Source organism: Nocardioides sp. J9, assembly GCF_007829375.1.
Lineage (GTDB): Bacteria > Actinomycetota > Actinomycetes > Propionibacteriales > Nocardioidaceae > Nocardioides.
This window is the reverse complement of sequence record NZ_VLJQ01000052.1, coordinates 16,663-41,424: the sequence shown is the minus strand read 5'-3', so window position 1 is coordinate 41,424 and position 24,762 is coordinate 16,663. Positions and strand designations below refer to the sequence as shown.

Below are 24,762 nucleotides of genomic sequence, written 5' to 3'. Positions count from 1 at the left end.
CATCTCACCGCGGCGCCTGCACCGTCCTGGGCTCGGCGGCGCTCCTGATGGGCCACCATAGGGCCGTGACGTCGCATCCGGGTCGCCCGTCCACGTCTGGCACGCCATCGAGCGGCGTGGACCTCAACGCCGACGTGGGGGAGTCGTTCGGGCGCTGGCAGCTCGGCGACGACGAGGCCCTCCTGCCGCACCTGAGCAGCGCCAACGTCGCGTGCGGCTTCCACGCCGGGGACCCCCTCGCGCTGCGCCGCACCTGCGAGCTCGCCTCCACCCACGGCGTCGTGGTCGGGGCCCAGGTCGGCTACCGCGACCTCGCGGGGTTCGGCCGCCGCTTCGTCGACGTGCCGCCCGCCGAGCTCGAGGCCGACGTGCTCTACCAGCTCGGCGCGCTCGACGCGATCGCCCGTGCGGCCGGCACCCGGGTCGCCTACCTCAAGCCGCACGGCGCGCTCTACCACGCGGTGTCGCAGCACCCGGCCCAGGCGGAGGCGGTGGTCCGCGCGGTGCAGGCCTTCGGCGGACTGCCGGTGCTCGGGCTGGCCGGCTCGCCCTTCCTCGACACCGTCCGCGCCGCAGGCCTCGAGGCCGTCGGCGAGGGCTTCGCCGACCGGGCCTACCTCCCCGACGGCGGCCTGGTGCCGCGCTCGGAGCCGGGCGCGGTGCTCACCGACCCGGCCGCGGCCGCCGAGCAGGCCGTCCGGCTCGCCACCTCCGGCGAGGTCCGGTCGCTGTGCGTCCACGGCGACTCGCCCGGCGCGCCCGCCCTCGCGGCCGCGGTGCGGGCCGCGCTGGAGGCCGCCTCGGTCCCGGTCGCGGCGTTCGGATGAGGGTCCTCCCGTACGGCGACCGCGGGCTCCTGCTCGAGCTCGCCGACACCAGCGAGGCGGTGGCCACCGCGGCCGCCCTCCGCGCCGACCCCGCCGCCACCGCCCTGCTCGACGACGTCGTTCCCGGCGCCCGCACCGTCCTGCTGGTCGCCCGCCGCGGGGTGCCCCTCGAGCGGCTTCGGGCGGTAGTCCCTGACGAGAAGCACCGCGACACGCCGGCGGACGGTGCTTTTCGTCAGGGACTATCGCAGTCGACGCAGCAGCCGACGCAGCAGCCGGTGCATCAGGAGGTCACCATCCCGGTCGTGTACGACGGCCCGGACCTGGCCGAGGTCGGGGAGCTGACCGGGCTGGGGGAGGACGGGGTGGTGGCCGCGCACACCGGGACGCCGTGGACAGTGGCGTTCGGCGGCTTCGCGCCGGGCTTCGCCTACCTCGTCGGCGGCGACCCGGCACCACCGTGCCCGCCGGGGCGGTCGGCCTCGCCGGGGAGTTCAGCGGGGTCTACCCGCGCGCCTCGCCCGGCGGCTGGCAGCTGGTGGGGCGCACCGACGTGGTGCTGTGGGACCTCGACCGCGACCCGCCGGCACTGCTCGCGGCCGGCCTGAGGGTGAGGTTCGAGGCCCGGTGAGCGCGCTGGTGGTCCACGCCGTCGGGGGACCCTGCCTCGTGCAGGACGCCGGCCGGCCCGGCCACGCCGCGATCGGCGTCGGCGTCGCGGGCGCGGCCGACCGGTCGTCGTACGCGCTGGGGAGGCGGTTGCTCGGCAACGCCGACGACGCGGCGGCCCTGGAGGTGGTGCTCGGCGGGCTCGAGGCCGAGGCGACCGGCGTGGTCTGGGCCTGCGTCACCGGGGCGCCGGCCCCGTTGACCGTCGACGGGCGGGCGGAGCCGACGGGCGCGGTCGTCGCGCTGCGGCCCGGGCAGCGGCTGCGCCTGGGGACGCCGCCGTCGGGGCTGCGCAGCTACCTGTCCGTGCGCGGCGGGATCGACGTGCCGCCGCTGCTGGGGTCGCGCTCGCGCGACACCCTCGCAGGGCTGGGCCCGGAGCCGGTGCGGCCGGGCGMCCGGCTGCCGGTGGGGGACGCGGTCGCGGGGGACATGCTGGTCGATGCCGTCCCGCCCGCGTCGTACGACGACCGGCCGGTGGTGCGGGTCGTGCGAGGCCCCCGCGACGACTGGGCGGTCGACCCGGACGCCCTCGTCTCCCGCACGTGGCGGGTCGGCGCGGCCAGCGACCGGGTCGGGCTGCGGCTCGAGGGCGACCCGCTGGCCGTCGTGCCGGGGAAGGGGGAGCTGCCCAGCGAGGGCGCGCTGCGGGGGGCGGTCCAGCTCCCGCCGGACGGTCACCCCGTGGTGTTCGGCCCCGACCACCCGGTCACCGGTGGCTACCCGGTCGTGGGGGTGGTCGTGGACGCCGACGCGGACCGCCTCGCCCAGCTGCGGCCGGGCGAGGAGGTCCGCCTCCGCTGGGCGTGACCAGCGGCAGCGCGTCGGCCGGGGGTCAGTGGGCGGCGTCGGCGGCCGGCTCGACCAGCTCGACGAGGACGCCGCCGGCGTCCTTGGGGTGCACGAAGTTGATCCGGCTGTTGGCCGTGCCGCGCCTGGCCTCCGGGTAGAGCAGGCGCAGGCCGCGCTCGCGCAGGATCGCGGAGACCTGGTCGAGGTCCGTGACGCGGTAGGCGAGCTGCTGGAGGCCCGGGCCGCTGCGGTCGATGAACTTCGCGATCGTCGACTCGGCGTTGAGCGGGGCGAGGAGCTGGATCTTCGAGTCGGTGTCACCGACGGCGACCATCGCCTCCCGAACACCCTGCTCCTCGTTGGTCTCCTCGTGCGCGACGTGCATGCCGAAGTTGTCGCGGTAGAACGCGATCGCCTCGTCGAGGTCGGGCACCGCGATGCCGACGTGGTCGATGGCGGTGAAGAGGTGGGTGGGGACGCCGTCAGTGATGCTCATGCGCGCCATTGTGCCGTTTCGCGGAGGTGTCGCCGCTGTGACGAGGGACTCACCGGACCGCACGCTGGACCCCCTGCCCCGCTTCGTGACCCGCGAGTAGAGTCGCAGAGGTTCAGACCCGTTCCACTCACGGAGGAAGCATGTCCGACAACCCCAGCGTCATCGTCGCCGGCGCCCGTACGCCCATCGGTCGCCTCCTCGGCGGCCTCAAGAGCCTGTCGGCCGCGGACCTCGCCAGCGTCGCGATCAAGGGCGCGCTGGAGAAGGCCGGTGTCTCCGGTGACCAGGTCGACTACCTCATCGTCGGACAGGTCCTCCAGGCCGGTTGCGGCCAGAACCCCGCCCGCACCGCGGGCCTCAAGGCGGGCCTGCCGGCCAGCGTTCCGTCGATCACCATCAACAAGGTGTGCCTCTCGGGCATCAACGCGATCGCCCAGGCCGACCAGCTGATCCGTGCCGGCGAGGCCGACATCGTGGTCGCCGGCGGCACCGAGTCGATGACCAACGCCCCGCACCTGCTGCCGAAGAGCCGCGAGGGCTTCAAGTACGGCGACACCGCGCTCGTCGACTCGATGGCCTACGACGCCCTCTACGACCAGGCCACCCAGCAGGCCATGGGCAACCTGACCGAGGCCTACAACGCCGACAGCACCACGCCGCTGACCCGCGAGGAGCAGGACGAGTTCTCGGCCCGCTCGCACCAGCGTGCCGCGGTCGCGCAGAAGAACGGCGTCTTCGACGAGGAGATCGTCCCGGTCAGCATCCCGCAGCGCAAGGGCGACCCGATCGTCATCACCCAGGACGAGGGCGTGCGCGGCGACACCACCGCCGAGTCGCTCGCGGGCCTGCGCCCGGCGTTCTCCAAGAACGGCACGATCACCGCCGGCTCGGCCTCGCAGATCTCCGACGGCGCGGCCGCGGTCGTCGTCACGAGCAAGAAGAAGGCCGAGGAGCTCGGCCTGCCGATCCTCGCCGAGATCGTCAGCCACGGCCAGGTGGCCGGTCCGGACTCGACGCTGCAGATGCAGCCCGCGAACGCCACGAAGAAGGCGCTCGACAAGGCCGGCCTGAGCGCCGAGGACCTCGACCTGGTCGAGTTCAACGAGGCCTTCGCCGCCGTCGGCATCGAGTCGGCCCGTGCGCTCGGCCTCGACGACGAGAAGGTCAACGTCAACGGCGGCSCCATCGCCATCGGCCACCCGCTCGGCGCCTCGGGTGCGCGCATCACGCTGCACCTCGCCCTCGAGCTCAAGCGCCGCGGCGGCGGCCTCGGCGCGGCCGCCCTCTGCGGCGGTGGCGGCCAGGGCGACGCGCTCGTCATCCGGGTCCCCGCCAGCTGATCGACGGGAACGACTTGCCCGGAGCAGGCAACCAGGGCGGCCGTCGCGGGATCACCGCGGCGGCCGTTCCTGCACTCGTGGAGAAGGCGCGGGCCGGCGACCCGCGCTCGGTCGGACGCCTGGTGTCCCAGGTCGAGGACGAGTCACCGCTGCTGCCGGAGCTGATGCGCGCCCTGGCGCCGCACACCGGCCACGCGCGGATCGTCGGGCTGACCGGCGCCCCCGGCGTGGGGAAGTCCACGTCCACCAACGCGCTGATCGGGGAGCTGCGCCGCCGCGACCAGCGGGTCGCGGTGCTGGCCGTCGACCCGTCGTCGCCGTTCTCCGGCGGTGCCCTGCTCGGCGACCGGATCCGGATGGGCGACCACGTGCTCGACCCCGGCGTCTTCATCCGCTCGATGGCGGCGCGCGGCCACCTCGGCGGCCTCGCGTGGACCACGCCGCAGGTGCTGCGGGTCCTCGACGCCGCGGGCTTCGACTACGTGCTGGTCGAGACCGTCGGGGTCGGCCAGAGCGAGGTCGAGGTGGCCGGCCAGGCCGACTCCACGGTCGTCCTGCTCGCGCCCGGCATGGGCGACGGCATCCAGGCCGCGAAGGCGGGGATCCTCGAGATCGGCGACCTCTACGTCGTCAACAAGTCCGACCGCGAGGGGGCGGACAAGGTGCGGCGCGACCTGCGCTCGATGCTCGGCCTCGCCGAGCGGCGTGAGGGCGCGTGGCGCCCGCCGGTGCTGAAGACCGTGGCGTCCACGGGCGACGGGGTCGCCGACGTCGTCGACGCGCTGGAGGAGCACGGCGCCTGGCTGCGGGAGAGCGGCGAGCTGCACCGCCGGCGGCTGCGCCGGGCGCGCAACGAGATCGAGACCCTCGCGCTCACCGTGCTGCGCCGTCGCTGGGGCGGCGTCGGCGAGGGGGACCGGCTCGAGGAGCTGGCTGCGGCCGTGGTGGCTGGCGAGACCGACCCGCACTCCGCCGCGGAGGTGCTCACCGCCTGACGGCCGGCTCCCAGACGCGGTCCGGTGCGGCGCCGCGCGAGACCCGCTCGGTGCGGGTCGTGCCCGGCGGCAGGATCTCGAGGCTCGCCGTGCCGCCCGCGATGCGCACGCCCTGCGGGGCGTCGATCTCGACGCTGGCGCGCTCGACCGGCTCCACGGTGCCGTCGGCGGTCGTCGGGATCTTCACCCGTGCGTAGCGCCGCCCGGCGGGGATGGCCACGCGGGTGGTCCGTGCCGGCAGGTCGGTGCCGACCCGGGCCGTGCCGGAGCGCACCGTCAGTCGGACCGAGGTGTCCCGACCGGCCTCGCCGGCCAGGCGGACGGTGGCGACGGCGGTGCGGCCCTCGACGACCGGGGTCACCGTCACCGACACGTCCGGCGTGTGGAAGCCCGGACGACCCTTCTCGTCCAGCGCGGTGAAGCAGTAGCCGCGGCGCTTCGCGCGGCGGACCACCGTGGCCACCGCGTCGACGGAGATGGGCGAGCGGTTCACGCCGTCGTGCTGCAGCACCACGTTCGGCCCCGGGCGAAGGCCGCGCAGGATGCGCCCGGCGATCTGGTCGGCCGACCCGTTCGCCCAGTCGTTGGAGTCGATGCTCCACAGCACGGGGACGAAGCCGGCCCGCACCAGCACCCGGCGCACTCGCGGGTTGATCGAGCCGTACGGCGGACGCACCAGCCGGGTCGGCGCCACGCCGGCGCGCTGCAGCGCGCGCCGCGTGCCGTGGACCGTCGCGCGGACCTCGCGGTCCGAGCGGGCGGTGAGCTGCTCGTGCGCCCAGGTGTGGTTGGCGACGAGGTGCCCGTTGCGCTCGATCGCGCGGACCAGCTCCGGGTGCTCGCGCACGCGCCGGCCGACCACGAAGAAGGTCGCGGGGACGTCGTGGCGGCGCAGGACCCGCAGCAGGCGCGTGGTGGTGCCGGGCACAGGACCGTCGTCGAAGGTGAGGGCGACCCGCCCCTTGCAGCGGCGGGTGGCCGCCCGGCGCCGGGTGGTCGTGGACCCCGTCGAGCCCGCGGCGGCCGGCGACCCCGCGGCGAGGACCGCGCCCTCGGTCGAGGCGCCCGGCTCGGCGGACGACGAGGGCGGCACCGGCGTCGTACCGAGGCCGAGGGCCAGGACCAGGGGGAGCAGCACGGCGGCGGCACAGGCGGAACCGAGTCTCCGTCCCGTGACCTCCGTGCGGGCACGGGGTGGAAGCACGGAGCAACTATGAAGGTTGGTGGGCCCTCTTCGTGGGACGTCCCGAAGTGTGTCTGGCCGGGTCCCGCTGAGAGGATGCCGGTGTGAAGGACGTCGTCATCCTCGGGTCCACCGGTTCGATCGGCACGCAGGCGCTCGACCTGGTGCGGGCCAACCCCGACCGGTTCCGCGTGGTCGGCCTGACCGCGGGTGGCAGCAACCCCGACCTGTTCGAGCAGCAGGTCGCGGAGCTCTCCCCGCGCTTCCACGGCCTGGGGGAGGAGGCGAGCGTCGAGGCGGCGCAGCAGGAGTGTGACGTCGTCCTCAACGGGATCACCGGCGCGGTCGGGCTGCGGCCCACCCTCGCCGCACTCGACGCCGGCACCACCCTGGCCCTGGCCAACAAGGAGTCGCTGGTGATGGGGGGCCCGCTCGTGCTGGAGCGGGCGCGACCCGGCCAGATCGTCCCGGTCGACTCCGAGCACAGCGCGCTCGCCCAGTGCCTGCGCGGTGGCACGCCGGAGGAGGTGCGCCGGCTGGTGCTCACCGCCAGCGGCGGGCCCTTCCGCGGCCGCAGCCGCGACGAGCTGGCCGGGGTGACGCCCGGCCAGGCGCTCGCCCACCCGACCTGGGACATGGGCCCGGTCATCACCATCAACTCCGCGACCCTGGTCAACAAGGGCCTGGAGGTGATCGAGGCGCACCTGCTCTTCGGCATCCCCTACGACCGGATCGAGGTCGTGGTGCACCCCACGAGCGTGGTGCACTCGATGGTCGAGTTCGTCGACGGCTCGACGCTGGTCCAGGCCAGCCCGCCGACCATGCTGATCCCGATCGCGCTCGGCCTGGCCTGGCCCGACCGGGTGCCTGACGCGGCGCCGGCCGTCGACTGGACCCGCCCCGAGACGTGGGAGTTCCTCCCGCTCGACGACGAGGCCTTCCCGGCCGTCGCCCTGGCCCGGGCCGCGGGGGAGCGCGGCGGCACCGCGCCCGCCGTCTACAACGCGGCCAACGAGGTCGCCGTCGACGCCTTCCGGCGCGGTGAGCTGGCCTTCACCGGCATTGTCGACGTAGTCGGGGACGTGGTTGCCGCCCACGACGTACCCTCGGAGCAGCAGGTCTCGCTCGACGACGTCCTCGCGGCCGACGCGTGGGCGCGCGAGGCTGCTGCCCGCACCATCGCACCGAGGACAGCCAACCGACCGTGATCTCCGTACTTCTCTACACCCTCGGCGTCGTCATCTTCGCGGTGGCGATCCTGGCGTCCATCGGCCTGCACGAGCTCGGCCACATGATCCCCGCCAAGAAGTTCGGCGGGAAGGTCACCCAGTACTTCATCGGCTTCGGCCCCACCGTGTGGAGCAAGCAGGTCGGCGAGACCGAGTACGGCGTCAAGGCGATCCCGCTCGGCGGCTACGTCAAGATCGTCGGCATGCTGCCCCCGGCGGCGGAGGACCTCGTCGAGGAGGTCGAGCGCGACGCCGACGGCAACCAGGTCTTCCGGGTGCGCAAGTCCAACACCGGGATGTTCACCCAGCTGATCTCCGACGCCCGCGCGGCCGAGTGGGAGCTGGTCGGCCCGGAGGACTCCGAGCGGCTGTTCTACAAGCTGCCGTGGTGGAAGAAGGTCGTCGTGATGGCCGGTGGGCCCACGGTGAACATCCTCATCGCGTTCGGCGTGTTCGCCGCGGTGTTCGCGACCTACGGCAATGCTGGCGACCCGAAGGTCGAGACCACCGTCGAGGTCGTGCACGCCTGCGTGAAGCCCGCCGACGAGTCCGGCGAGGTCTGCACCGAGGAGGAGATCCGCGACCAGCCCACCCCGGCGTACGCCGCGGGCATCGAGCCGGGCGACCGGATGGTCTCCTTCAACGGCACCGCGATCACCAGCTGGGACCAGATGCAGGACCTGGTCCGCGCCAACGGCACGAAGCAGGCCACCGTCGTCGTCGAGCGTGACGGCGAGCGGGTGACCATCGCGACGAAGACGACCGTCCGCCCGCCCGACGAGGCCGGCCAGGTCGTCGACGAGGAGATCGGCTTCCTCGGCGTCAGCCCGCGCATCGAGCCGACCACGGGCGGGGTGTTCTACACGGTCGGCCAGATGGGCCACATGACCGTCGACGTCGTCGAGGCGCTGGCCACGCTCCCGGCCAAGGTCTGGGACGTCGCGCAGGCCATCGTCGGGCTCGAGGAGCGCGACCCGCTGGGCCCGGTCAGCGTCGTCGGTGGTGGCCGCCTCGCGGGCGAGGTCGCCTCGCACGACGAGATCAGCGTCAACGACAAGCTCGTCTCGCTGCTGATGCTCATCGCCGGCTTCAACTTCTTCATCGGCATGTTCAACTTCGTGCCGCTGCTGCCCCTCGACGGCGGTCACATCGCCAGCGCCCTGTGGGAGGCCGCGCGGCGCGGGCTGGCCCGCCTGCGCCGTCGCCCCGACCCGGGCTACGTCGACGCCGCCAAGCTGCTCCCCGTCGCGTACGTCGTGGCGTCGGCGCTGCTGGTCATGGGCGTGGTGCTGATCGTCGGCGACCTCGTGGTGCCGCTCCACCTCGAATCCTGATCTCGAGGCCCCGCGGACTAACCTTGAGGCCATGACGTCGATCAGCCTGGGCATGCCGGCCGCGCCGCCGCCGGTGCTCGCTCCCCGCCGCCAGACCCGCCAGATCCGGGTGGGCAAGGTCGGCGTCGGCAGCGACCACCCGATCTCGGTGCAGTCGATGACGACGACGCTCACCGCCGACGTCAACAGCACGCTGCAGCAGATCGCCGAGCTCACCGCCGCCGGCTGCGACATCGTCCGGGTCGCCTGCCCGAGCCAGGACGACGCCGACGCGCTCGCCGAGATCGCCCAGCACAGCCAGATCCCGGTCATCGCCGACATCCACTTCCAGCCGAAGTACGTCTTCCAGGCCATCGAGGCCGGCTGCGCGGCGGTGCGGGTCAACCCCGGCAACATCAAGAAGTTCGACGACCAGGTCAAGGAGATCGCGAAGGCGGCCCAGGACCACGGCACGTCGATCCGGATCGGCGTCAACGCCGGCTCCCTCGACAAGCGGCTGCTGGAGAAGTACGGCAAGGCCACGCCCGAGGCCCTCGTCGAGTCCGCCGTGTGGGAGGCCAGCCTCTTCGAGGAGCACGGCTTCCGCGACTTCAAGATCTCGGTCAAGCACAACGACCCCGTCGTGATGGTGCGCGCCTACGAGCTGCTCGCCGAGCAGGGCGACTGGCCGCTGCACCTCGGCGTCACCGAGGCCGGCCCCGCCTTCCAGGGCACGATCAAGTCGGCCACCGCCTTCGGTGCCCTCCTCTCGCGCGGCATCGGCGACACCATCCGGGTCTCGCTGTCCGCGCCGCCGGTCGAGGAGGTCAAGGTCGGCATCCAGATCCTCCAGTCGCTCAACCTGCGCCCGCGCAAGCTCGAGATCGTCTCCTGCCCCTCCTGCGGCCGCGCCCAGGTCGACGTCTACACGCTCGCCGAGCGCGTGACCGCCGGCCTCGACGGGCTCGAGGTGCCGCTGCGCGTGGCCGTCATGGGCTGCGTCGTCAACGGCCCGGGCGAGGCCCGCGAGGCCGACCTCGGCGTCGCGTCGGGCAACGGCAAGGGCCAGATCTTCGTCAAGGGCGAGGTCATCAAGACCGTCCCCGAGGCCGAGATCGTCGAGACCCTGATCGAGGAGGCGATGAAGATCGCCGAGTCGATGGAGCCGGTCGAGGGCGCGGAGCCCAGCGTCTCGGTCAGCTGACGCCCCACATCGCGGCCACGTGCCGCGCGTCGGTGCCGCAGCAGCCGCCGAGCACCTCCAGGTCGCCGAAGGCGTCGAGCAGCGGCTGCTGGTCGGCGGCGAGCGCCACCGGGTCGCCGCCGTCGAGCTCCTCGGCCGCGTCCAGCTCGGCGTGGCTCATCGTCGAGGCGTTGCACCGCAGGCCACCGACCCGGTCGCGCCACGGCCCCTCGTCGAGCCCGCGCAGCACGTGGCTGGGGTGTGCGCAGTTGACGAGGAAGTACGCCGGCGGGGCGACCGCGTCGACCTGCTCGATCGCCGAGGCGAGGCTGGTGCCGTCGGGCAGCCGGCCGTCGGTCTCGACGGTGAAGCCGATCGCGGCCGGGATGCCCACGTCGGCGGCTGCGCGGGCGACGCCGATCGCCTCCCCGACCTCGGTGAGGGTGAGCACGGTCGCGCGGCTCGCCCCGGCCGCCCGGAAGGACTCCAGCTGCGGGCGGTGGTAGTCCGCTGCCACGTCCAGGTCGACCGGCCCGGCTGTCGCGTAGCCGTCGCCGCGCGGGCCGAGCATGCCGCCGACCTCCCAGCCGACCAGCTCGTCGGAACGCTCGCCGGCCACGTCGGCCAGGAGCTCGACGGACTGGCGGTTGACCCGGTCGAGCGCCGCGGCGTCGTACCCGAGGAGCGCGGCGTGGTCGGGGTTGGCCCGCGCAGGAAGATGAGGTCGGTCTCCAGACCTCCGTCGGTCACGTGTCGTGCCACCATCGAGGCACCCCCCTCGGACAGGTCGCTGGGTGTCGCTGGGGGAGCGTCCGGTGTGTGTCGCGGACCGGCACCGTGTCCCGTCATCAATTCCGGGCCGCCGAGGGCATAGGCTCCCTACGTGTTGACGACCCGGCACGGCGTGCGCGTCCTGGCGAGCGCCGACCTGCCCGCCTTCCTGGACCTTGCCAACCAGGACCCCGTCGTCAACGTGTTCGCCCTCCACCGCGCGCACACGACGAACCTCGAGCCGCGCTGGCTCGGTGGCGAGATGTGGGGGCGGTTCGAGGCCGGCCGGCTCGTCGCCGCGTGCCACGTCGCCGCCAACCTGGTGCCGGTCCAGGCCAGCCCCGAGGACGCTGCCGCCTTCGCCGAGCGGGCGCTGGCGCGGCGCCGTACCGCCTCGACGATCGTCGGCCCGCAGAGCGCCGTGCGTCCGTTCTGGGACGAGGTCGCCCCGGCCTGGGGCGAGCCGCGGGACGCCCGCTGGGACCAGCGGCACATGGAGATCTCCGGACCGCCGCTGGTCGCCCCCGACCCGGGGGTCCGCGCCGGCGTGCAGTCCGACATCGGTTCGCTCTACCCGGCCTGCGTCGCGATGTACACCGAGGAGGTCGGGGTCTCGCCCGAGGCGCACGGCGGGGGAGACCTCTACCGCGCCCGGGTCGCCCAGCTGATCGGCCGCGGCTGGTCCTTCGTCCGGTACGACGGCGACGAGCTCGTCTTCAAGGCCGAGGTCGCCTGCGCCACCGAGCACGCCGCGCAGGTGCAGGGCGTGTGGGTGCCGCCGCACCGCCGCGGCGAGGGGCTGGCGTCGGCGGGCATGGCGGCCGTGGTGCACCAGGTCCGCGCCCGGATCGCGCCGACGGTCTCGCTCTACGTCAACGACTGGAACCACGCCGCGCGCGCGGTCTACGAGCGGGTCGGCTTCGTGGAGACCTGTCGCTTCGCGACCGTGATGTTCTGACCCGCTAGGGCCGCTCGACCCGGGGCTCGACGCGGGGGAGGCCCTTCCAGATCAGCCGCGAGGCGGTGTCGGTGACCTCCTCGAGCGTGCTCGACGGGTGCTCCTGCCACCAGCGGGCGACGCCGTCGACGCCGGCGATGAGCAGCTCGACGACCACGGCCGCGGTCGTCGACCCGGCGACGACGCCGGCGCGGGTCAGGTCGGGGGCGAGCATGGCGGTCACCGCCTGGACCCGCGCGGAGCGGTAGGCCGCGATCACCTGGTCGAGCTGGGCGTCGCCGGTCGGCACCGGGTCGACGAGCAGCCGGCGGGCGGCCGGGCGCTCGTGCGCGAACGTCAGGTAGGCGGCGACGGTCGCCCGCAGCCGGTCCTCCCCGGCGCCGGACCCGGCGAGGCCCGAGCCGGTGATGCCCGAGCCGACCTCGGCGAGCATCGCGGCGTTCTCGACCTCGAGCACGTGCAGGTAGAGCTCGCGCTTGGAGCGGAAGTGGTCGTAGAGGACGGTGCGGGTGACGCCGGCGGCGGCCGCGACCTCGCCGACCGAGGTGGCGTCGTACCCGCGCTCGGCGAAGACCTCGACGGCCGAGGCCACGATCCGCTGCCGGCGGTCGGGGCCGCGCAGCCGGCGGCGCACGGTGTCGGTGGTCGCCACGTCACCTCCTCGCTGGGTCCGCTTCCCACACCGGTGTCGGCTCGTGCGGCGGCGGGCCTTGACCGGTGCAACGGCAGTCACGATACTCGGTGCCCAACAGCAACCGACACCTGTGTCGGTTGGCGTCCATGGGGAGAACAGATGACGCACCGCCTCGACCGCCGTACCCTCCTGAGCTCGTCGGTCGCCGCCGGCGCCGGGGCCGCCCTGGCGAGCACCGGCCTGGCGCCGGCGTTCGCCGCCACGCCCGGCAAGGACGCCGTCGTCCTCGGCGGCGGGATGGCCGGGCTCACCGCCGCGCACGAGCTCGTCGAGCGCGGCTTCTCGGTCACCGTGTTCGAGCCGTCGGCCTGGGGCGGCAAGGCCCGGTCGATCCCGGTCCCCGGCACCGGGTCCGGCGGCCGCGCCGACCTGCCGGGCGAGCACGGCTTCCGGTTCTTCCCCGGCTTCTACCACCACGTCCCCGACACGATGCGACGCATCCCGTTCGGCTCCGGCACCGTCGGCGACAACCTGGTCGCCGCCACGGGCGGCAAGTTCCTGCGGGCCGGGGACCGCGGCGACGCCTTCGTCTTCGGCATCGGTCCCGACCCGGTGCAGCTGCTCACCGTCGACGGCCTGCGCCGCTTCCTGGTGGACAACCTCGGCGGCCACGCCGTGCCGGCCCACGAGCTCGTCTACTTCGTCGAGCGGCTGCTCGTCTTCCTCACCAGCTGCGACGAACGCCGGATGGGGCAGTGGGAGAAGGTGAGCTGGTGGGACTTCGTCGGCGCGGGGAAGCGCTCGCAGCCCTACCAGAAGATCCTCGCTGCCGGGCTCACCCGCAACCTCGTCGCGGCCAAGGAGACCATCGCCAGCACGCGCACGATCGGCAACATGGGCGAGGCGTTCGTCTACAACATCATGGGCCGCGGCAACGACGGAGCGCTCGACCGCGTGCTCGACCTGCCGACCAACGAGGCGTGGATCGACCCGTGGATGATCCACCTGCGCGGGCTGGGTGTGCGCTTCGTCAGCGGCCAGGCCCTGGTCCGCTACGAGACCGCCGGCGGCCGGGTCACCGCCGCCGTGCTGCGCGACACGGTCACGGGCGCCACCAGCAGGGTCGAGGCGGACTGGTTCGTCAGCGCGATGCCCGTCGAGCGGGTCGTCCCCACCCTCACCTCGAACGTGCTCGCCCTCGACCCGGGCCTGGCGAAGATGTCCGCGCTCAAGACCGACTGGATGGTGGGCATCCAGTACTTCCTGCGCGAGCACGTCGACATCACCAAGGGCCACATCACCTTCATCGACTCGCCGTGGTCGCTGACCGCGCTGACCCAGGGCCAGTTCTGGGCCGACCGCGTCGTCGCCCGCGACTACGGCGACGGGGAGGTCGTCGACATCCTCTCCGTCGACATCTCCAACTGGGACGCGAAGGGCATCCTCTACGGCAAGACGGCCAAGGAGTGCACCGCCGACGAGATCGCCGCCGAGGTCTGGGCGCAGATCAAGGAGCACCACACCGCCGGCGACCAGCTGCCCGACGAGATCGTGCACTCGTGGTTCCTCGACCCCGGCGTGCAGTGGGACGCGGCGAACCGGCGCAACTCCAACGAGACCCCGCTGCTGGTCAACACCGTCGACTCGTGGAGCAGCCGCCCCACCGCCCGGACGAAGATCCCCAACCTGCTGATGAGCGGGGACTTCGTGCAGACCGACATCGACCTCGCGACGATGGAGGGCGCCAACGAGGCGGCGCGGCACGCCGTGAACGCGATCCTCGACGAGTCCCGCTCCACGGCGCCGCGGGTGCGGACCTTCACGCTCTACGACCCGCCGGAGTTCGCCGCGCTCAAGGCCACCGACCGGCTGCTCTACAAGCTCGGCATGCGCAACGTGCTCGACCTGGGCTGAGCCGGCGGGGAGCCACCGGGGTGACCTGGACGACCCCGGCCGGTCCGCCGGGGTCACTGGTTCGCCCCGCGTCCTCGAGGCGCCGTAGGCTTCCACCGTGCTGATGCGGATGTCGACCCTGTTCGTACGGACCCTGCGCGAGGACCCCTCCGACGCCGAGGTCCCGAGCCACCGGCTGCTCGTGCGGGCCGGCTACATCCGCCGCGCCGCGCCGGGCATCTACACCTGGCTGCCGCTCGGCCTGAAGGTGCTGCGCAAGGTCGAGGGCATCATCCGCGAGGAGATGGACGCCATCGGCGCCCAGGAGGTCACCTTCCCCGCGCTGCTGCCCCGCGAGCCCTACGAGGCGACCAACCGCTGGACCGAGTACGGCGACAACATCTTCCGGCTCAAGGACCGCAAGGACGCCGACTACCTGCTCGGCCCCACCCACGAGGAGATGTTCACGCTCCTGGTCAAGGACCTGTACTCGTCGTACAAGGACCTGCCGCTGAGCATCTACCAGGTCCAGACCAAGTACCGCGACGAGGCGCGCCCCCGCGCCGGCCTGCTGCGCGGCCGCGAGTTCATCATGAAGGACTCCTACTCCTTCGACGTCGACGACGCGGGCCTGGAGGCGTCCTACCAGAAGCACCGCGACGCCTACGTGCGGATCTTCGACCGGCTCGGCTTCGACTACGTCATCGTCAAGGCGACCGCCGGCGCGATGGGCGGGTCGAAGTCGGAGGAGTTCCTCGCCAACGCGGCCGTCGGCGAGGACACCTACGTGCGCTGCACGAAGTGCGACTACGCCGCGAACGTCGAGGCCGTCGAGGTGCGCCAGCCCACCCCCGTCGCGTACGACGACGTGCCCGCCGCCCACGCCGAGGACACCCCGGGCACGCCGACCATCGAGACGCTGGTCGACCACCTCAACGCGGCGTTCCCGCGCGAGGACCGGCCCTGGCACGCCGGCGACACCCTCAAGAACGTGATGGTCGTGCTGAAGCACCCCGACGGGACCCGCGAGCCGCTCGCCATCGGCGTGCCCGGCGACCGCGAGGTCGACCAGAAGCGGCTCGAGGGCCAGCTGGAGCCGATCGAGGTCGAACCCATGGACGAGGCCGAGCTCGCGAAGCACCCCGCGCTGGTCAAGGGCTACATCGGTCCCAGCGTGCTGGGCGAGGAGTCCGCCAGCGGCATCCGCTACCTGCTCGACCCCCGGGTCAGCGAGGGCACCCGCTGGGTCTCCGGCGCCAACGAGGACGGCCGCCACGCCATCGACCTCGTCGCCGGCCGCGACTTCACCGGCGACGGCACGATCGAGGCCGCCGAGGTGCGCGACGGCGACGCCTGCCCGAGCTGCGAGGACGGCGTGCTCGAGTCCGCGCGCGGCATCGAGATGGGCCACGTCTTCCAGCTCGGCCGCAAGTACGCCGAGGCGCTCGACCTCAAGGTGCTCGACGAGAACGGCAAGCTCGTGACCGTCACCATGGGCTCCTACGGCGTGGGCGTCTCGCGCGCCGTCGCCGCGATCGCCGAGGGCACCCTCGACGAGATCGGGCTGTGCTGGCCGCGCCAGGTCGCGCCCGCCGACGTGCACGTCGTGGCCGCCGGCAAGGACCAGGCCGTGTTCGCCGCGGCCGAGCAGCTCGTCGCCGGGCTCGACGAGGCCGGGATCGACGTGCTCTACGACGACCGGGCCGGCAAGGTGAGCCCGGGCGTGAAGTTCAAGGACGCCGAGCTGATCGGCGTGCCCACGATCGTCACCGTCGGGCGCGGCGTCGCCGACCCCGACAACCAGGTGATCGAGGTCAAGGACCGTCGTACCGGCGAGAAGCAGGAGCTCCCCCTGGTCTCCGCCGTCGAGCAGATCCGGGCGCTGGTCCGGGACTGAGGGGAGGGGCGTGCCGATGCCGGCCAGCCCACGCGTGACCTGCCCGGAGCTCGGGCAGCGGATCACGACCGCCGACGAGGCGGCTGAGGTGATCCGGCCCGGCGACACCGTCGGGATCAGCGGCTTCACCGGGGCCGGCTTCCCGAAGGCGGTGCCGGGCGCCCTGGCCCGCCGCATGGAGGACGCCCGCGCCCGCGGGGAGGAGTTCCGGATCGGCCTCTGGTCCGGGGCGTCGACCGGGCCCGAGGTCGACGGCCGGCTCGCCGAGGTCGACGGCGTCGACAAGCGCCTGCCCTACAACTCCGACCCGGTGATGCGGCGACGGATCAACGCCGGCGAGGTCGACTACGTCGACGCCCACCTCTCGCACTCCGCGCAGCAGGCGTGGTTCGGCTTCTACGGCGACCTCGACGTCGCCGTCGTCGAGGTCGCGGCGATCCTGCCGAACGGGTTGCTCGTGCCGGGCACCTCGATCGGCAACAACAAGACCTGGCTCGACCGCGCCGAGAAGGTGGTCCTCGAGGTCAACAGCTGGCTGCCGCGCGAGCTCGAGGGCTTCCACGACGTCTACTACGGCGCCGCCCTGCCGCCGCACCGGATCCCGATCCAGCTCACCCACCCGATGCAGCGCATCGGCGACCCCTACCTGCGGGTCGACCCGGCCAAGGTCGTCGCCGTCGTCGAGACCCACGCGCCGGACCGCAACTCGCCGCTGGCCCAGCCCGACGATGCGTCGCGGGCGATGGCCGACCAGCTCGTCGACTTCCTGCGCCACGAGGTGCGCGCCGGCCGGCTCCCAGCGAGCCTGCTCCCGCTGCAGTCCGGGGTCGGCAGCACCGCCAACGCGGTGATGGAGGGGCTCCTCGACGCCGAGTTCGAGGGGCTCACGGCCTACACGGAGGTCATCCAGGACGGCCTGCTCGACCTGCTCGACGCGGGCAAGCTGACCTCGCTGTCGTCGACGGCGTTCGGGCTGTCCCCGGCGGGCCAGCAGCGCTTCCTCGACAACGTCGGCTCCTACAAGGGCCGCATCCTGCTGCGCAGCCAGGAGATCTCCAACCACCCCGAGCTGGTCCGGCGGCTCGGCCTGATCGCGATCAACGGGATGATCGAGGCCGACATCTACGGCAACGTGAACTCCACGCACGTCATGGGCTCGGCGATCATGAACGGCATCGGCGGCTCGGGCGACTTCGCCCGCAACGCCTACCTCAACTTCTTCGTCTCGCCCTCGCTCGCCAAGGGCGGCGCGATCTCCTCGATCGTCCCGATGGTCAGCCACGTCGACCACACCGAGCACGACGTGCACGTGCTGATCACCGAGCAGGGCCTGGCCGACCTGCGCGGCCTGTCGCCGACCGACCGCGCCGAGCGGGTCATCGACAACTGCGCCCACCCCGACTTCCGGGACCGGCTCCACGACTACGTGGCCCGCGCGCGCCGGGCCCGCCCGGACGCCCAGCACACGCCGCACCTGCTGGAGGAGGCGCTGAGCTGGCACGCGTCGTACCTGCGCGACGGCAGGATGTGACCATGGCCGTCGACGCAGTGATCTTCGACTGGGGTGGCACCCTGACCGCCTGGCACGACATCGACTTCCACGCCGAGTCGCTGGCGCTCGCGCAGGCCGTGCTCACCACGCCGGACACCTCCGACGACCACCACGCCCACGCCACCCGGCTGCACCAGGCCGGCAGCGTGATCTGGGGCCGCAGCCGCGACCACCAGCAGAGCGCGACGATCGCCGACCTGTTCACCGAGGCCGGGCTCGACCACGACCCGGACCTGCTCGACGCCTACTACGGCTTCTGGGAACCGCACACGCTCACCGACCCGGAGGTCGCGCCGCTCTTCAGCTGGCTGCGCGAGCAGGGCATCAAGGTCGGCGTGCTGTCGAACACCATCTGGCCGCGCGCCTGGCACCGCGGATTCTTCGAGCGCGACGGCGTGCTGGACCTCATCGACGGCGACGTCTACACCAGCGAGGTCCCGTGGACGAAGCCGTCGCCGCACGCCTTCCGCGCCGCGATGGAGGTGGTCGGCGCGAGCGACCCGGCTGCGTGCGTGTACGTCGGCGACCGGCTCTACGACGACGTCTGGGGCGCCCAGCAGGCCGGGATGCGGGCCATCCACGTCCCGCACAGCACCATCCCCGCCGAGCAGCACGGCCACACGAACGGGGAGCCCGACGCGGTGGCCCAGCGCCTCTCCGACATCCCGGACCTGATCGCGCCCTGGCGCTGACCGGACCCCGGTCGGCGGGTTCCGTACTGCAGGTTTGTGCAGTGCATATTTATGAGGATCGCTACCTAGAGACCCCGACCTGCTTGTGTTGCATGATTGTGCACAGGTGATCGGTGAGCCCCACCTCTCCCGTCACCCAGATGACCGTTGTCCCCGGTCACCAGTGGTTCGCGGCCCCGTCTTCGGGGGACGTCTCGGGAGTTCCCCGAAGACTCAGAGGCCGCGAACCACTGGCGTTTTTGGCCCGCGGTGCCCAGTGACCGGGCGGTGCCCAGCGACCGGTCAGGTGCCTAACGATCGGTCAGGGTGCCTGGAGCCCGGGCAGCGACTGCGGCTTCGCGCCGAAGCCCAGCCCGCGCACGGCGGCGTCGAGGAGGGCCTCCACCGCCCACGCGCGGGGCTCGCCGGTCGTGCTCGCCACCACCCAGGCGTAGGTGCGCGCGGCGTCCTGCTCCAGGCGGCGGGCCCGGGCCTCCAGCGCGGCGGCGGTGCCCAGGTCGCGGGGCAGCTGGTAGCCGGGCTCGGCCGCGACCGGCTCGGCTCCGGCGTCGCGGATCATCGAGACCAGCTCGTCGCGCCGGGTGCGGTGCAGGCGGTACGCAGCGGTGAGCCGGCCGAAGAGCGCCGGCTGCGCAGAGCGCGACGCCTGGGCGCCGAGGGCGCCGTAGACGAACACCGCGGCGTGCTCGGCGGCGAGGGCGGTCTGCAGCGCCTCGGTGCCGCCGTCGGGGCCGGCCGCGCCGGGCGTCGTGGTGCCCGGGCTGGCGGGACTGTCTGGGGTGGTGGCGCTGTCCGGGGTGGTGGGGGCGGGGTCGGTCATGCCAGGCCCACCCGCAGCTGGGCGACGGCGGCGGCCATGGCGGCCAGCACCTGGGCCAGCGCGCCGCTCTCCGCCTCCCCGGCGGCCTGGACCAGTCGGTCCTGGAGGCGCCGCTCGGTGCGGGCGAGCCGGCGCAGGGCGGTGGGACGCGCCGACGGCACCACGGGGGAGTCGGCGGGTTCGGTGCCCCCGAGCTCCTCGACGTGCGCTGCGTGGAGCCGGGCGAAGCGCGTGGCCACGGGGGCCAGGGCCGGGACCGTCGTACCCACGGCGGTGGCGAGCGCCGCGGCCGCGGCCACGGCGTCCAGCACGCCGGCGACGAGGTCGCTGTCGGCGTCGACGGCAGGCGCGGTGGGCGTGACGGCGCCCGACACGCCCGGCTCGTCGTCGCCCTCGAGGAGGTCGGCGACGCTGTCGCAGCCGGTGAGGGCGAGCGCGGAGCCCGCCACGGCGCCGGTCACCAGCGCGCGCCGCGAGATCGGGATCGGTCGAGCGGGCACCGGGGAACCCTACCGCCACGCGGACACCCGCTATCGTTGACGGGCACAGCCACAACAGGACACGGGAGGACTCGTCATGGGTTCCGGCCAGGGCGCGAAGCGCGCCACAGCCGAGCGGATCGAGGAGGTTCTCACCGGACCCCTCGCTGAGCTCGGCCTCGACGTCGAGGCGGTCGAGATCACTCCGGCAGGCAAGCGGCGGGTGCTGCGGGTCGCGGTCGACACCGACGGCGGCCCGACGCTCGACGACGTGGCCGCGGCCACCAAGGTCATCGACCGGGTCCTCGAGTCCGACGGTCCCGACGGCGCCGCCGAGGTGATGGGCGAGCTGCCGTACACCCTCGAGGTGACCTCGCGTGGCGTCGACCGGCCGCTGACGCTGCCGCGGCACTGGCGGCGCAACGAGACCCGGCTGGTGAAGATCGACCTCGCCGACGACAGCACCGTCACCGGGCGCATCGGCAGCTCCGACGACGAGGCGGTCACCGTCGACCTCGACGGCACCGAGCGCCGCATCCCCTACTCCGACGTGCGCAAGGCCCTGGTGCAGGTCGAGTTCAACCGCAAGAACCGTGACGAGAACGAGAAGGACGCCGACTGATGGACATCGACCTCAGCATCCTGCGCACGCTGGAGCGGGAGAAGGAGATCAAGTTCGACGTCCTCGTCGAGGCGATCGAGCAGGCGCTCCTCACCGCCTACCACAAGACCGAGGGGTCGGTGGCCCAGGCGCGGGTCGAGCTCGACCGCAAGACCGGTCACGTCAGCGTCCTCGCGGCGGAGCTCGACGACGAGGGCAACAAGATCGGCGAGTACGACGACACCCCCGCCGACTTCGGCCGGATCGCGGCGACCACGGCGAAGCAGATCATGCTGCAGCGTCTGCGCGACGCCGAGGACGAGATCAAGTTCGGTGAGTTCTCCGGCAAGGAGGGCGACATCATCTCCGGCATCATCCAGCAGGGTCGCAACCCCGACGACGTGCTCGTCGACCTCGGCCGGATCGAGGCGCAGCTGCCGTCGAGCGAGCGGGTGCCGGGGGAGGACTACAGCCACGGCACCCGGATCAAGGCACTGGTGGTGTCGGTCCGCAAGGGCATGCGCGGCCCGCAGGTCACGCTGTCGCGCTCGCACCCGAGCCTGGTGAAGAAGCTCTTCGCGCTCGAGGTCCCCGAGATCGCCGACGGCACCGTCGAGATCGCGGCGATCGCGCGCGAGGCGGGGCACCGCACCAAGATCGCGGTCCGCTCCACCGTCTCCGGCGTCAACGCCAAGGGCGCCTGCATCGGCCCGATGGGCCAGCGGGTGCGCAACGTGATGGCCGAGCTGCACGGCGAGAAGATCGACATCGTCGACTGGTCCGACGACCCGGCCACCCTGGTCGCCAACGCGCTCTCGCCGGCCCAGGTGCAGTCGGTGACCGTCGTCGACCCGGACACGAAGTCCGCGCGCGTCGTCGTGCCGGACTTCCAGCTGTCGCTCGCGATCGGCAAGGAGGGGCAGAACGCCCGCCTCGCCGCCCGCCTCACCGGCTGGCGCATCGACATCCACTCCGACGAGGAGTGACGAGCCGCACGCTCCCGAGGCGAGGGTCGGACCGTGCCGGTTCGTGATCCTGACCGCAGGAGCGGTAGAGTTGAGCCTTGGTGGCTCACCGACTGAAATCCCCTGCACGACCTGACGACCTCCCCCTCGAGGGACCCGTCCGGACGTGCGTCGGATGCCGGCAGCGGGCCACCAAACGCGAGTTGTTGCGGGTGACCGCCGGCTCGGGTCCCGACGGCCGACCGGCTGTCGTGCCCGATCCCGACGGCACCGCGCCGGGACGTGGAGCGCACCTGCACCCCACCTCCGGTTGCTACGACCTCGCGGTACGGCGGAAAGCCTTCTCCCGTGCGCTCCGGGTCGCCCCGGACGCGGGTGGGCTCTCCAGCGTGCCGGTGGGGGAGTACGTCGCCTCGCGGACCGATCCGACCGACAGAAACTGGAGCAACAGCTCATGAGCACTCGATGAGTACCTCGCGATGAGCCAGTTCGTTCTGCACCACCCACCAACGGTCTGAGATCCCGGAAGCACGGGTCCAGGCCAGAAGGAGAACCGTGGCCAAGACCCGAGTTTCCGAACTCGCGAAGAAGTACGGCATCAAGAGCGCCGAGGCGCTCAAGATGCTCAGTGACATCGGAGAGTTCGCCAAGACGGCGTCCTCCAGCATCGAGCTTCCGGCTGTGAAGAAGTTCGAGGACACCTACGGCGCCGAGCTGCTGGCGAAGATGAAGCCCGCCGAGCCGGCCGCCGACACCGCCAAGGCCGCCAAGGGCGACGCCAAGGCTGCTGAGACCTCCGAGAAGGCTGCCGACAAGGCCGCCCCCAAGCCCGGCCCGGCCAGGAAGGCCGCCGCGAAGCCCGAGGCCCCCGCGGCCGAGGCTGCTCCGGCTGACCCGGCCCCGGCTGCCGAGAAGCCGTCCGGCCCCAGGCCCGGCCCGCGACCCGGCCCGAAGGCCCCTGCGGCCGAGCCGAAGGCGCCCGAGGCCCCCGCGGCCCCGGCCGCTGCTGCGCCGTCGGCCCCGGCCGCCCCGGCGCCCGGCAAGCCCGGCGCCCCGAAGCCCAAGGCCCCGGCCCCGCGTCCCGTCGGCAAGCCCGGCGGCACGCCGCGTCCGGGCAACAACCCGTTCGCGCCCAGCCAGGGCATGGGCCGTCGTCCCGCGCCGCCGGCGCGCGACGGCGAGGCCGGTCCCGGCGGCCCGCGTCCCCCGGCTGGTGCCGGTGGCGGGCGTCCGGGCATGCCGCGCCCGAACCCGGCGATGATGCCGAAGTCCCCGGCCGCGTTCGGCACCGGCCCCGGTGGCCGTGGCCCCGGCGGTCCGGGTCGCCCCGGTGGCCGTGGCCCCGGTGGTCCGGGTCGTGCCGGTGCCCCCGGCCGTGGCGGTGCGGGTGCGGGTGCGCCCGGCGGTCGTGGTCCCGGCGGCTTCGGCCCCGGCGGCGGCGGTCGTCCCGGTGGCGGTCGTCCCGGCCAGCGCGGCCAGACGCAGGGTGCCTTCGGGCGTCCCGGTGGTCCGGCCCGTCGCGGTCGCAAGTCGAAGCGGGCGCGTCGCCAGGAGTTCGAGGCCATGGAGGCCCCGACGATCGGCGGCATGCGGGTCCGCAAGGGCAACGGCGAGACCGTCCGCCTGGCGCGCGGCTCCTCGCTGACCGACTTCGCCGAGAAGATCGGCGTCGACGCCGCGTCGCTCGTGCAGATGCTCTTCCACCTCGGCGAGATGGTCACGGCCACCCAGTCGGTGGGCGACGAGACCCTCGAGCTGCTCGGTGACGAGCTCAACTACAAGGTCGAGGTCGTCTCCCCGGAGGACGAGGACCGCGAGCTGCTCGAGTCCTTCGACATCGAGTTCGGCGCCGACGAGGGCGGCGAGGACGACCTGGTCGTCCGTCCGCCGGTCGTCACCGTCATGGGTCACGTCGACCACGGAAAGACCAAGCTCCTCGACGCGCTGCGCAACGCGAACGTCGTCGAGGGCGAGGCCGGTGGCATCACCCAGCACATCGGTGCCTACCAGGTGCACACCGACGTCGACGGCGAGGACCGCCGGATCACCTTCATCGACACCCCGGGTCACGAGGCGTTCACCTCGATGCGTGCCCGTGGTGCGCAGGCGACCGACATCGCCGTCCTGGTGGTCGCGGCCGACGACGGCGTGATGCCGCAGACGATCGAGGCGCTCAACCACGCCAAGGCGGCCGACGTGCCGATCGTGGTCGCGGTCAACAAGATCGACAAGGAGACCGCCGACCCGACGAAGGTCCGCGGCCAGCTCTCCGAGTACGGCCTCGTGCCCGAGGAGTACGGCGGCGACGCGATGTTCGTCGACGTCTCGGCCAAGGCCGGCCTGAACCTCGACAAGCTGCTCGAGGCGATCGTGCTGACCGCCGACGCGTCGCTCGACCTGCGGGCCAACCCGGTCCAGGACGCCCAGGGCCTCGTCATCGAGGCGCACCTCGACCGCGGTCGCGGTCCGGTCGCCACGATCCTGGTCCAGCGCGGCACGCTGCGCGTCGGTGACTCGATCGTCGCCGGTCCGGCCCACGGCCGGGTCCGCGCGATGCTCGACGAGCACGGCAACGAGCTGACCGAGGCCGACCCGGCCCGGCCCGCGATGGTGCTCGGCCTCTCGGCCGTGCCCGGCGCCGGCCAGAACTTCATCGTGGTCGAGGACGACCGGATGGCGCGCCAGATCGCCGAGAAGCGGGAGGCGCGCGAGCGTGCCGCCATGCAGGCGAAGCGCCGCGTCCGCCGTACCCTCGAGGACTTCATGGCCTCCATGGAGAAGGGCGAGAGCCAGGAGCTCAACCTCATCCTCAAGGGCGACGTGTCCGGTTCGGTCGAGGCCCTCGAGGACGCCCTCGCGCAGATCGACGTGGGCGAGGAGGTCAGCCTCCGGGTCATCGACCGCGGTGTCGGTGCGATCACCGAGACCAACGTCGACCTGGCCGCCGCCTCCGACGCCATCATCATCGGCTTCAACGTCCGCCCGCAGGGCAAGGCGGCGCAGATGGCCGAGAAGGAAGGCGTCGAGATCCGCTACTACTCGGTCATCTACCAGGCGATCGAGGAGATCGAGGCGGCCCTCAAGGGCATGCTCAAGCCGGAGTACGAGGAGAACACGCTCGGCCAGGCCGAGATCCGTGCGATCTTCCGCTCCTCCAAGATCGGCAACATCGCCGGTTGCATGGTCACCGGGGGCGTCATCCGACGCAACGCCAAGGTGCGCCTGCTCCGCGACGGTGCCGTCGTGGCCGACAACCTCGACCTCGCCTCGCTCAAGCGGGAGAAGGACGACGCGTCGGAGGTCCGGGAGGGCTTCGAGTGCGGTCTCGTGCTCAAGAACTTCCAGGACATCAAGGAGGGCGACATCGTCGAGGCCTTCGAGATGCGGGAGATCCCGCGCGCCTGAGGCACCGCTGCCGTCCCGGCAGCCCTCGGCAAGCACCGTGCTGTGCCGCCCGTCCCGTCACCGGGGCG

22 protein-coding genes and 1 pseudogene are annotated in these 24,762 nt (G+C 73.0%); 17 read left to right on the top strand and 6 right to left on the bottom strand.

What is annotated here, in order from left to right; genetic code table 11:
* The first annotated feature begins 65 nt into the window (after positions 1 to 65).
* The 3 genes and pseudogenes from L615_RS04740 (at position 66) to L615_RS04730 (ending at position 2,306) form a co-directional block, all read left to right on the top strand.
* Positions 66 to 827, top strand: coding sequence for a LamB/YcsF family protein (locus tag L615_RS04740; RefSeq protein WP_232221722.1), 762 nt, complete (start codon positions 66 to 68; stop codon positions 825 to 827).
* Positions 824 to 1,458: pseudogene (locus L615_RS04735) on the top strand (allophanate hydrolase subunit 1). Before L615_RS04740 ends, L615_RS04735 begins: the two are co-directional and overlap by 4 nt.
* Positions 1,455 to 2,306, top strand: a complete 852-nt coding sequence (locus L615_RS04730) for a biotin-dependent carboxyltransferase family protein (protein WP_145724300.1) — start codon at positions 1,455 to 1,457, stop codon at positions 2,304 to 2,306. Before L615_RS04735 ends, L615_RS04730 begins: the two are co-directional and overlap by 4 nt.
* Before the next feature lie 25 nt (positions 2,307 to 2,331).
* Here L615_RS04730 and mce read toward each other — a convergent pair whose 3' ends face one another.
* The gene (mce, locus tag L615_RS04725) at positions 2,332 to 2,784 is read right to left on the bottom strand and encodes a methylmalonyl-CoA epimerase (protein WP_028655162.1); all 453 of its coding nucleotides are present in this window, start codon (positions 2,782 to 2,784) and stop codon (positions 2,332 to 2,334) included.
* 140 nt (positions 2,785 to 2,924) lie between these two features.
* Here mce and L615_RS04720 point away from each other — a divergent pair, with 140 nt between their 5' ends.
* Positions 2,925 to 4,124, top strand: coding sequence for an acetyl-CoA C-acetyltransferase (locus L615_RS04720; RefSeq protein ID WP_145724299.1), 1,200 nt, complete (start codon positions 2,925 to 2,927; stop codon positions 4,122 to 4,124).
* A gap of 14 nt (positions 4,125 to 4,138) precedes the next feature.
* Positions 4,139 to 5,119: a methylmalonyl Co-A mutase-associated GTPase MeaB gene (gene meaB, locus L615_RS04715; RefSeq protein WP_232221723.1), complete on the top strand. Its 981-nt coding sequence runs from the start codon at positions 4,139 to 4,141 to the stop codon at positions 5,117 to 5,119.
* Here the strand turns inward: meaB and L615_RS04710 are convergent.
* Positions 5,109 to 6,257 carry a polysaccharide deacetylase family protein gene (locus L615_RS04710; protein ID WP_051485627.1) on the bottom strand — a complete coding sequence of 383 codons (1,149 nt, stop codon included), beginning with the start codon at positions 6,255 to 6,257 and terminating at the stop codon, positions 5,109 to 5,111. The genes meaB and L615_RS04710 overlap by 11 nt on opposite strands.
* Before the next feature lie 149 nt (positions 6,258 to 6,406).
* Here L615_RS04710 and dxr point away from each other — a divergent pair, with 149 nt between their 5' ends.
* The 3 genes from dxr to ispG are packed head-to-tail and all read left to right on the top strand — an operon-like array spanning position 6,407 to position 10,048.
* Entirely contained in the window at positions 6,407 to 7,510 is a 1,104-nt protein-coding gene (dxr, locus tag L615_RS04705; protein ID WP_145724298.1) for a 1-deoxy-D-xylulose-5-phosphate reductoisomerase, read from the top strand.
* Positions 7,507 to 8,865 carry an RIP metalloprotease gene (locus tag L615_RS04700; RefSeq protein ID WP_315897773.1) on the top strand — a complete coding sequence of 453 codons (1,359 nt, stop codon included), beginning with the start codon at positions 7,507 to 7,509 and terminating at the stop codon, positions 8,863 to 8,865. Before dxr ends, L615_RS04700 begins: the two co-directional genes overlap by 4 nt.
* A 31-nt stretch (positions 8,866 to 8,896) precedes the next feature.
* Positions 8,897 to 10,048, top strand: a complete 1,152-nt coding sequence (ispG, locus tag L615_RS04695; RefSeq protein ID WP_145724297.1) for a flavodoxin-dependent (E)-4-hydroxy-3-methylbut-2-enyl-diphosphate synthase — start codon at positions 8,897 to 8,899, stop codon at positions 10,046 to 10,048.
* Here ispG and L615_RS04690 read toward each other — a convergent pair.
* Positions 10,041 to 10,928, bottom strand: coding sequence for a homocysteine S-methyltransferase family protein (locus L615_RS04690; RefSeq protein ID WP_186449735.1), 888 nt, complete (start codon positions 10,926 to 10,928; stop codon positions 10,041 to 10,043). The two genes, ispG and L615_RS04690, sit on opposite strands and share 8 nt — an antisense overlap.
* Here L615_RS04690 and L615_RS04685 point away from each other — a divergent pair.
* Complete coding sequence (locus L615_RS04685; RefSeq protein ID WP_028655167.1) at positions 10,911 to 11,756, top strand: DUF4081 domain-containing GNAT family N-acetyltransferase; 846 nt, start codon at positions 10,911 to 10,913, stop codon at positions 11,754 to 11,756. The genes L615_RS04690 and L615_RS04685 overlap by 18 nt on opposite strands.
* Positions 11,757 to 11,760: 4 nt before the next feature.
* On the opposite strand, the gene L615_RS04680 is transcribed toward L615_RS04685, so the two are convergent.
* Complete coding sequence (locus L615_RS04680; RefSeq protein WP_036517323.1) at positions 11,761 to 12,408, bottom strand: TetR/AcrR family transcriptional regulator; 648 nt, start codon at positions 12,406 to 12,408, stop codon at positions 11,761 to 11,763.
* A 141-nt stretch (positions 12,409 to 12,549) separates the two neighbouring features.
* Here L615_RS04680 and L615_RS04675 point away from each other — a divergent pair, with 141 nt between their 5' ends.
* The 4 genes from L615_RS04675 (at position 12,550) to L615_RS04660 (ending at position 18,424) form a co-directional block, all read left to right on the top strand.
* Entirely contained in the window at positions 12,550 to 14,304 is a 1,755-nt protein-coding gene (locus L615_RS04675) for an FAD-dependent oxidoreductase (RefSeq protein ID WP_028655169.1), read from the top strand.
* Between the two features lie 97 nt (positions 14,305 to 14,401).
* The gene (locus L615_RS04670; RefSeq protein ID WP_028655170.1) at positions 14,402 to 16,180 is read left to right on the top strand and encodes a proline--tRNA ligase; all 1,779 of its coding nucleotides are present in this window, start codon (positions 14,402 to 14,404) and stop codon (positions 16,178 to 16,180) included.
* 16 nt (positions 16,181 to 16,196) lie between these two features.
* Complete coding sequence (locus tag L615_RS04665; RefSeq protein ID WP_028655171.1) at positions 16,197 to 17,711, top strand: acetyl-CoA hydrolase/transferase family protein; 1,515 nt, start codon at positions 16,197 to 16,199, stop codon at positions 17,709 to 17,711.
* A gap of 2 nt (positions 17,712 to 17,713) precedes the next feature.
* A complete protein-coding gene (locus L615_RS04660; protein WP_028655172.1) occupies positions 17,714 to 18,424 on the top strand; it encodes an HAD family hydrolase in 711 nt (236 codons plus the stop codon).
* Positions 18,425 to 18,725: 301 nt separating this feature from the next.
* Here L615_RS04660 and L615_RS04655 read toward each other — a convergent pair whose 3' ends face one another.
* Positions 18,726 to 19,244, bottom strand: a complete 519-nt coding sequence (locus L615_RS04655) for a ferritin-like domain-containing protein (protein WP_145724295.1) — start codon at positions 19,242 to 19,244, stop codon at positions 18,726 to 18,728.
* Complete coding sequence (locus L615_RS04650; RefSeq protein WP_036517324.1) at positions 19,241 to 19,744, bottom strand: hypothetical protein; 504 nt, start codon at positions 19,742 to 19,744, stop codon at positions 19,241 to 19,243. The genes L615_RS04655 and L615_RS04650 overlap by 4 nt, the downstream gene beginning before the upstream one ends.
* Before the next feature lie 76 nt (positions 19,745 to 19,820).
* On the opposite strand from L615_RS04650, the gene rimP reads away from it, so the two are divergent.
* The 4 genes from rimP to infB all read left to right on the top strand — a co-directional run bounded on the left by rimP (position 19,821) and on the right by infB (position 24,694).
* The gene (gene rimP / locus L615_RS04645; RefSeq protein ID WP_145724294.1) at positions 19,821 to 20,345 is read left to right on the top strand and encodes a ribosome maturation factor RimP; all 525 of its coding nucleotides are present in this window, start codon (positions 19,821 to 19,823) and stop codon (positions 20,343 to 20,345) included.
* Complete coding sequence (gene nusA, locus L615_RS04640) at positions 20,345 to 21,310, top strand: transcription termination factor NusA (RefSeq protein WP_028655174.1); 966 nt, start codon at positions 20,345 to 20,347, stop codon at positions 21,308 to 21,310. Before rimP ends, nusA begins: the two co-directional genes overlap by 1 nt.
* Positions 21,311 to 21,390: 80 nt before the next feature.
* The gene (locus tag L615_RS04635) at positions 21,391 to 21,747 is read left to right on the top strand and encodes a YlxR family protein (RefSeq protein WP_261376555.1); all 357 of its coding nucleotides are present in this window, start codon (positions 21,391 to 21,393) and stop codon (positions 21,745 to 21,747) included.
* A 97-nt stretch (positions 21,748 to 21,844) separates the two neighbouring features.
* A complete protein-coding gene (gene infB / locus L615_RS04630) occupies positions 21,845 to 24,694 on the top strand; it encodes a translation initiation factor IF-2 (protein ID WP_145724293.1) in 2,850 nt (949 codons plus the stop codon).
* Positions 24,695 to 24,762: the final 68 nt, after the last annotated feature.

Excerpts from the sequence above, each read along its gene's own strand:
- mce (WP_028655162.1), bottom strand. The coding sequence starts at position 2,784 with ATGAGCATCACTGACGGCGTCCCCACCCACCTCTTCACCGCCATCGAC.
- ispG (WP_145724297.1), top strand. The coding sequence starts at position 8,897 with ATGACGTCGATCAGCCTGGGCATGCCGGCCGCGCCGCCGCCGGTGCTC.
- L615_RS04675 (WP_028655169.1), top strand. The coding sequence starts at position 12,550 with ATGACGCACCGCCTCGACCGCCGTACCCTCCTGAGCTCGTCGGTCGCC.
- L615_RS04665 (WP_028655171.1), top strand. The coding sequence starts at position 16,197 with ATGCCGGCCAGCCCACGCGTGACCTGCCCGGAGCTCGGGCAGCGGATC.
- L615_RS04660 (WP_028655172.1), top strand. The coding sequence starts at position 17,714 with ATGGCCGTCGACGCAGTGATCTTCGACTGGGGTGGCACCCTGACCGCC.
- L615_RS04655 (WP_145724295.1), bottom strand. The coding sequence starts at position 19,244 with ATGACCGACCCCGCCCCCACCACCCCGGACAGCGCCACCACCCCAGAC.
- rimP (WP_145724294.1), top strand. The coding sequence starts at position 19,821 with ATGGGTTCCGGCCAGGGCGCGAAGCGCGCCACAGCCGAGCGGATCGAG.
- nusA (WP_028655174.1), top strand. The coding sequence starts at position 20,345 with ATGGACATCGACCTCAGCATCCTGCGCACGCTGGAGCGGGAGAAGGAG.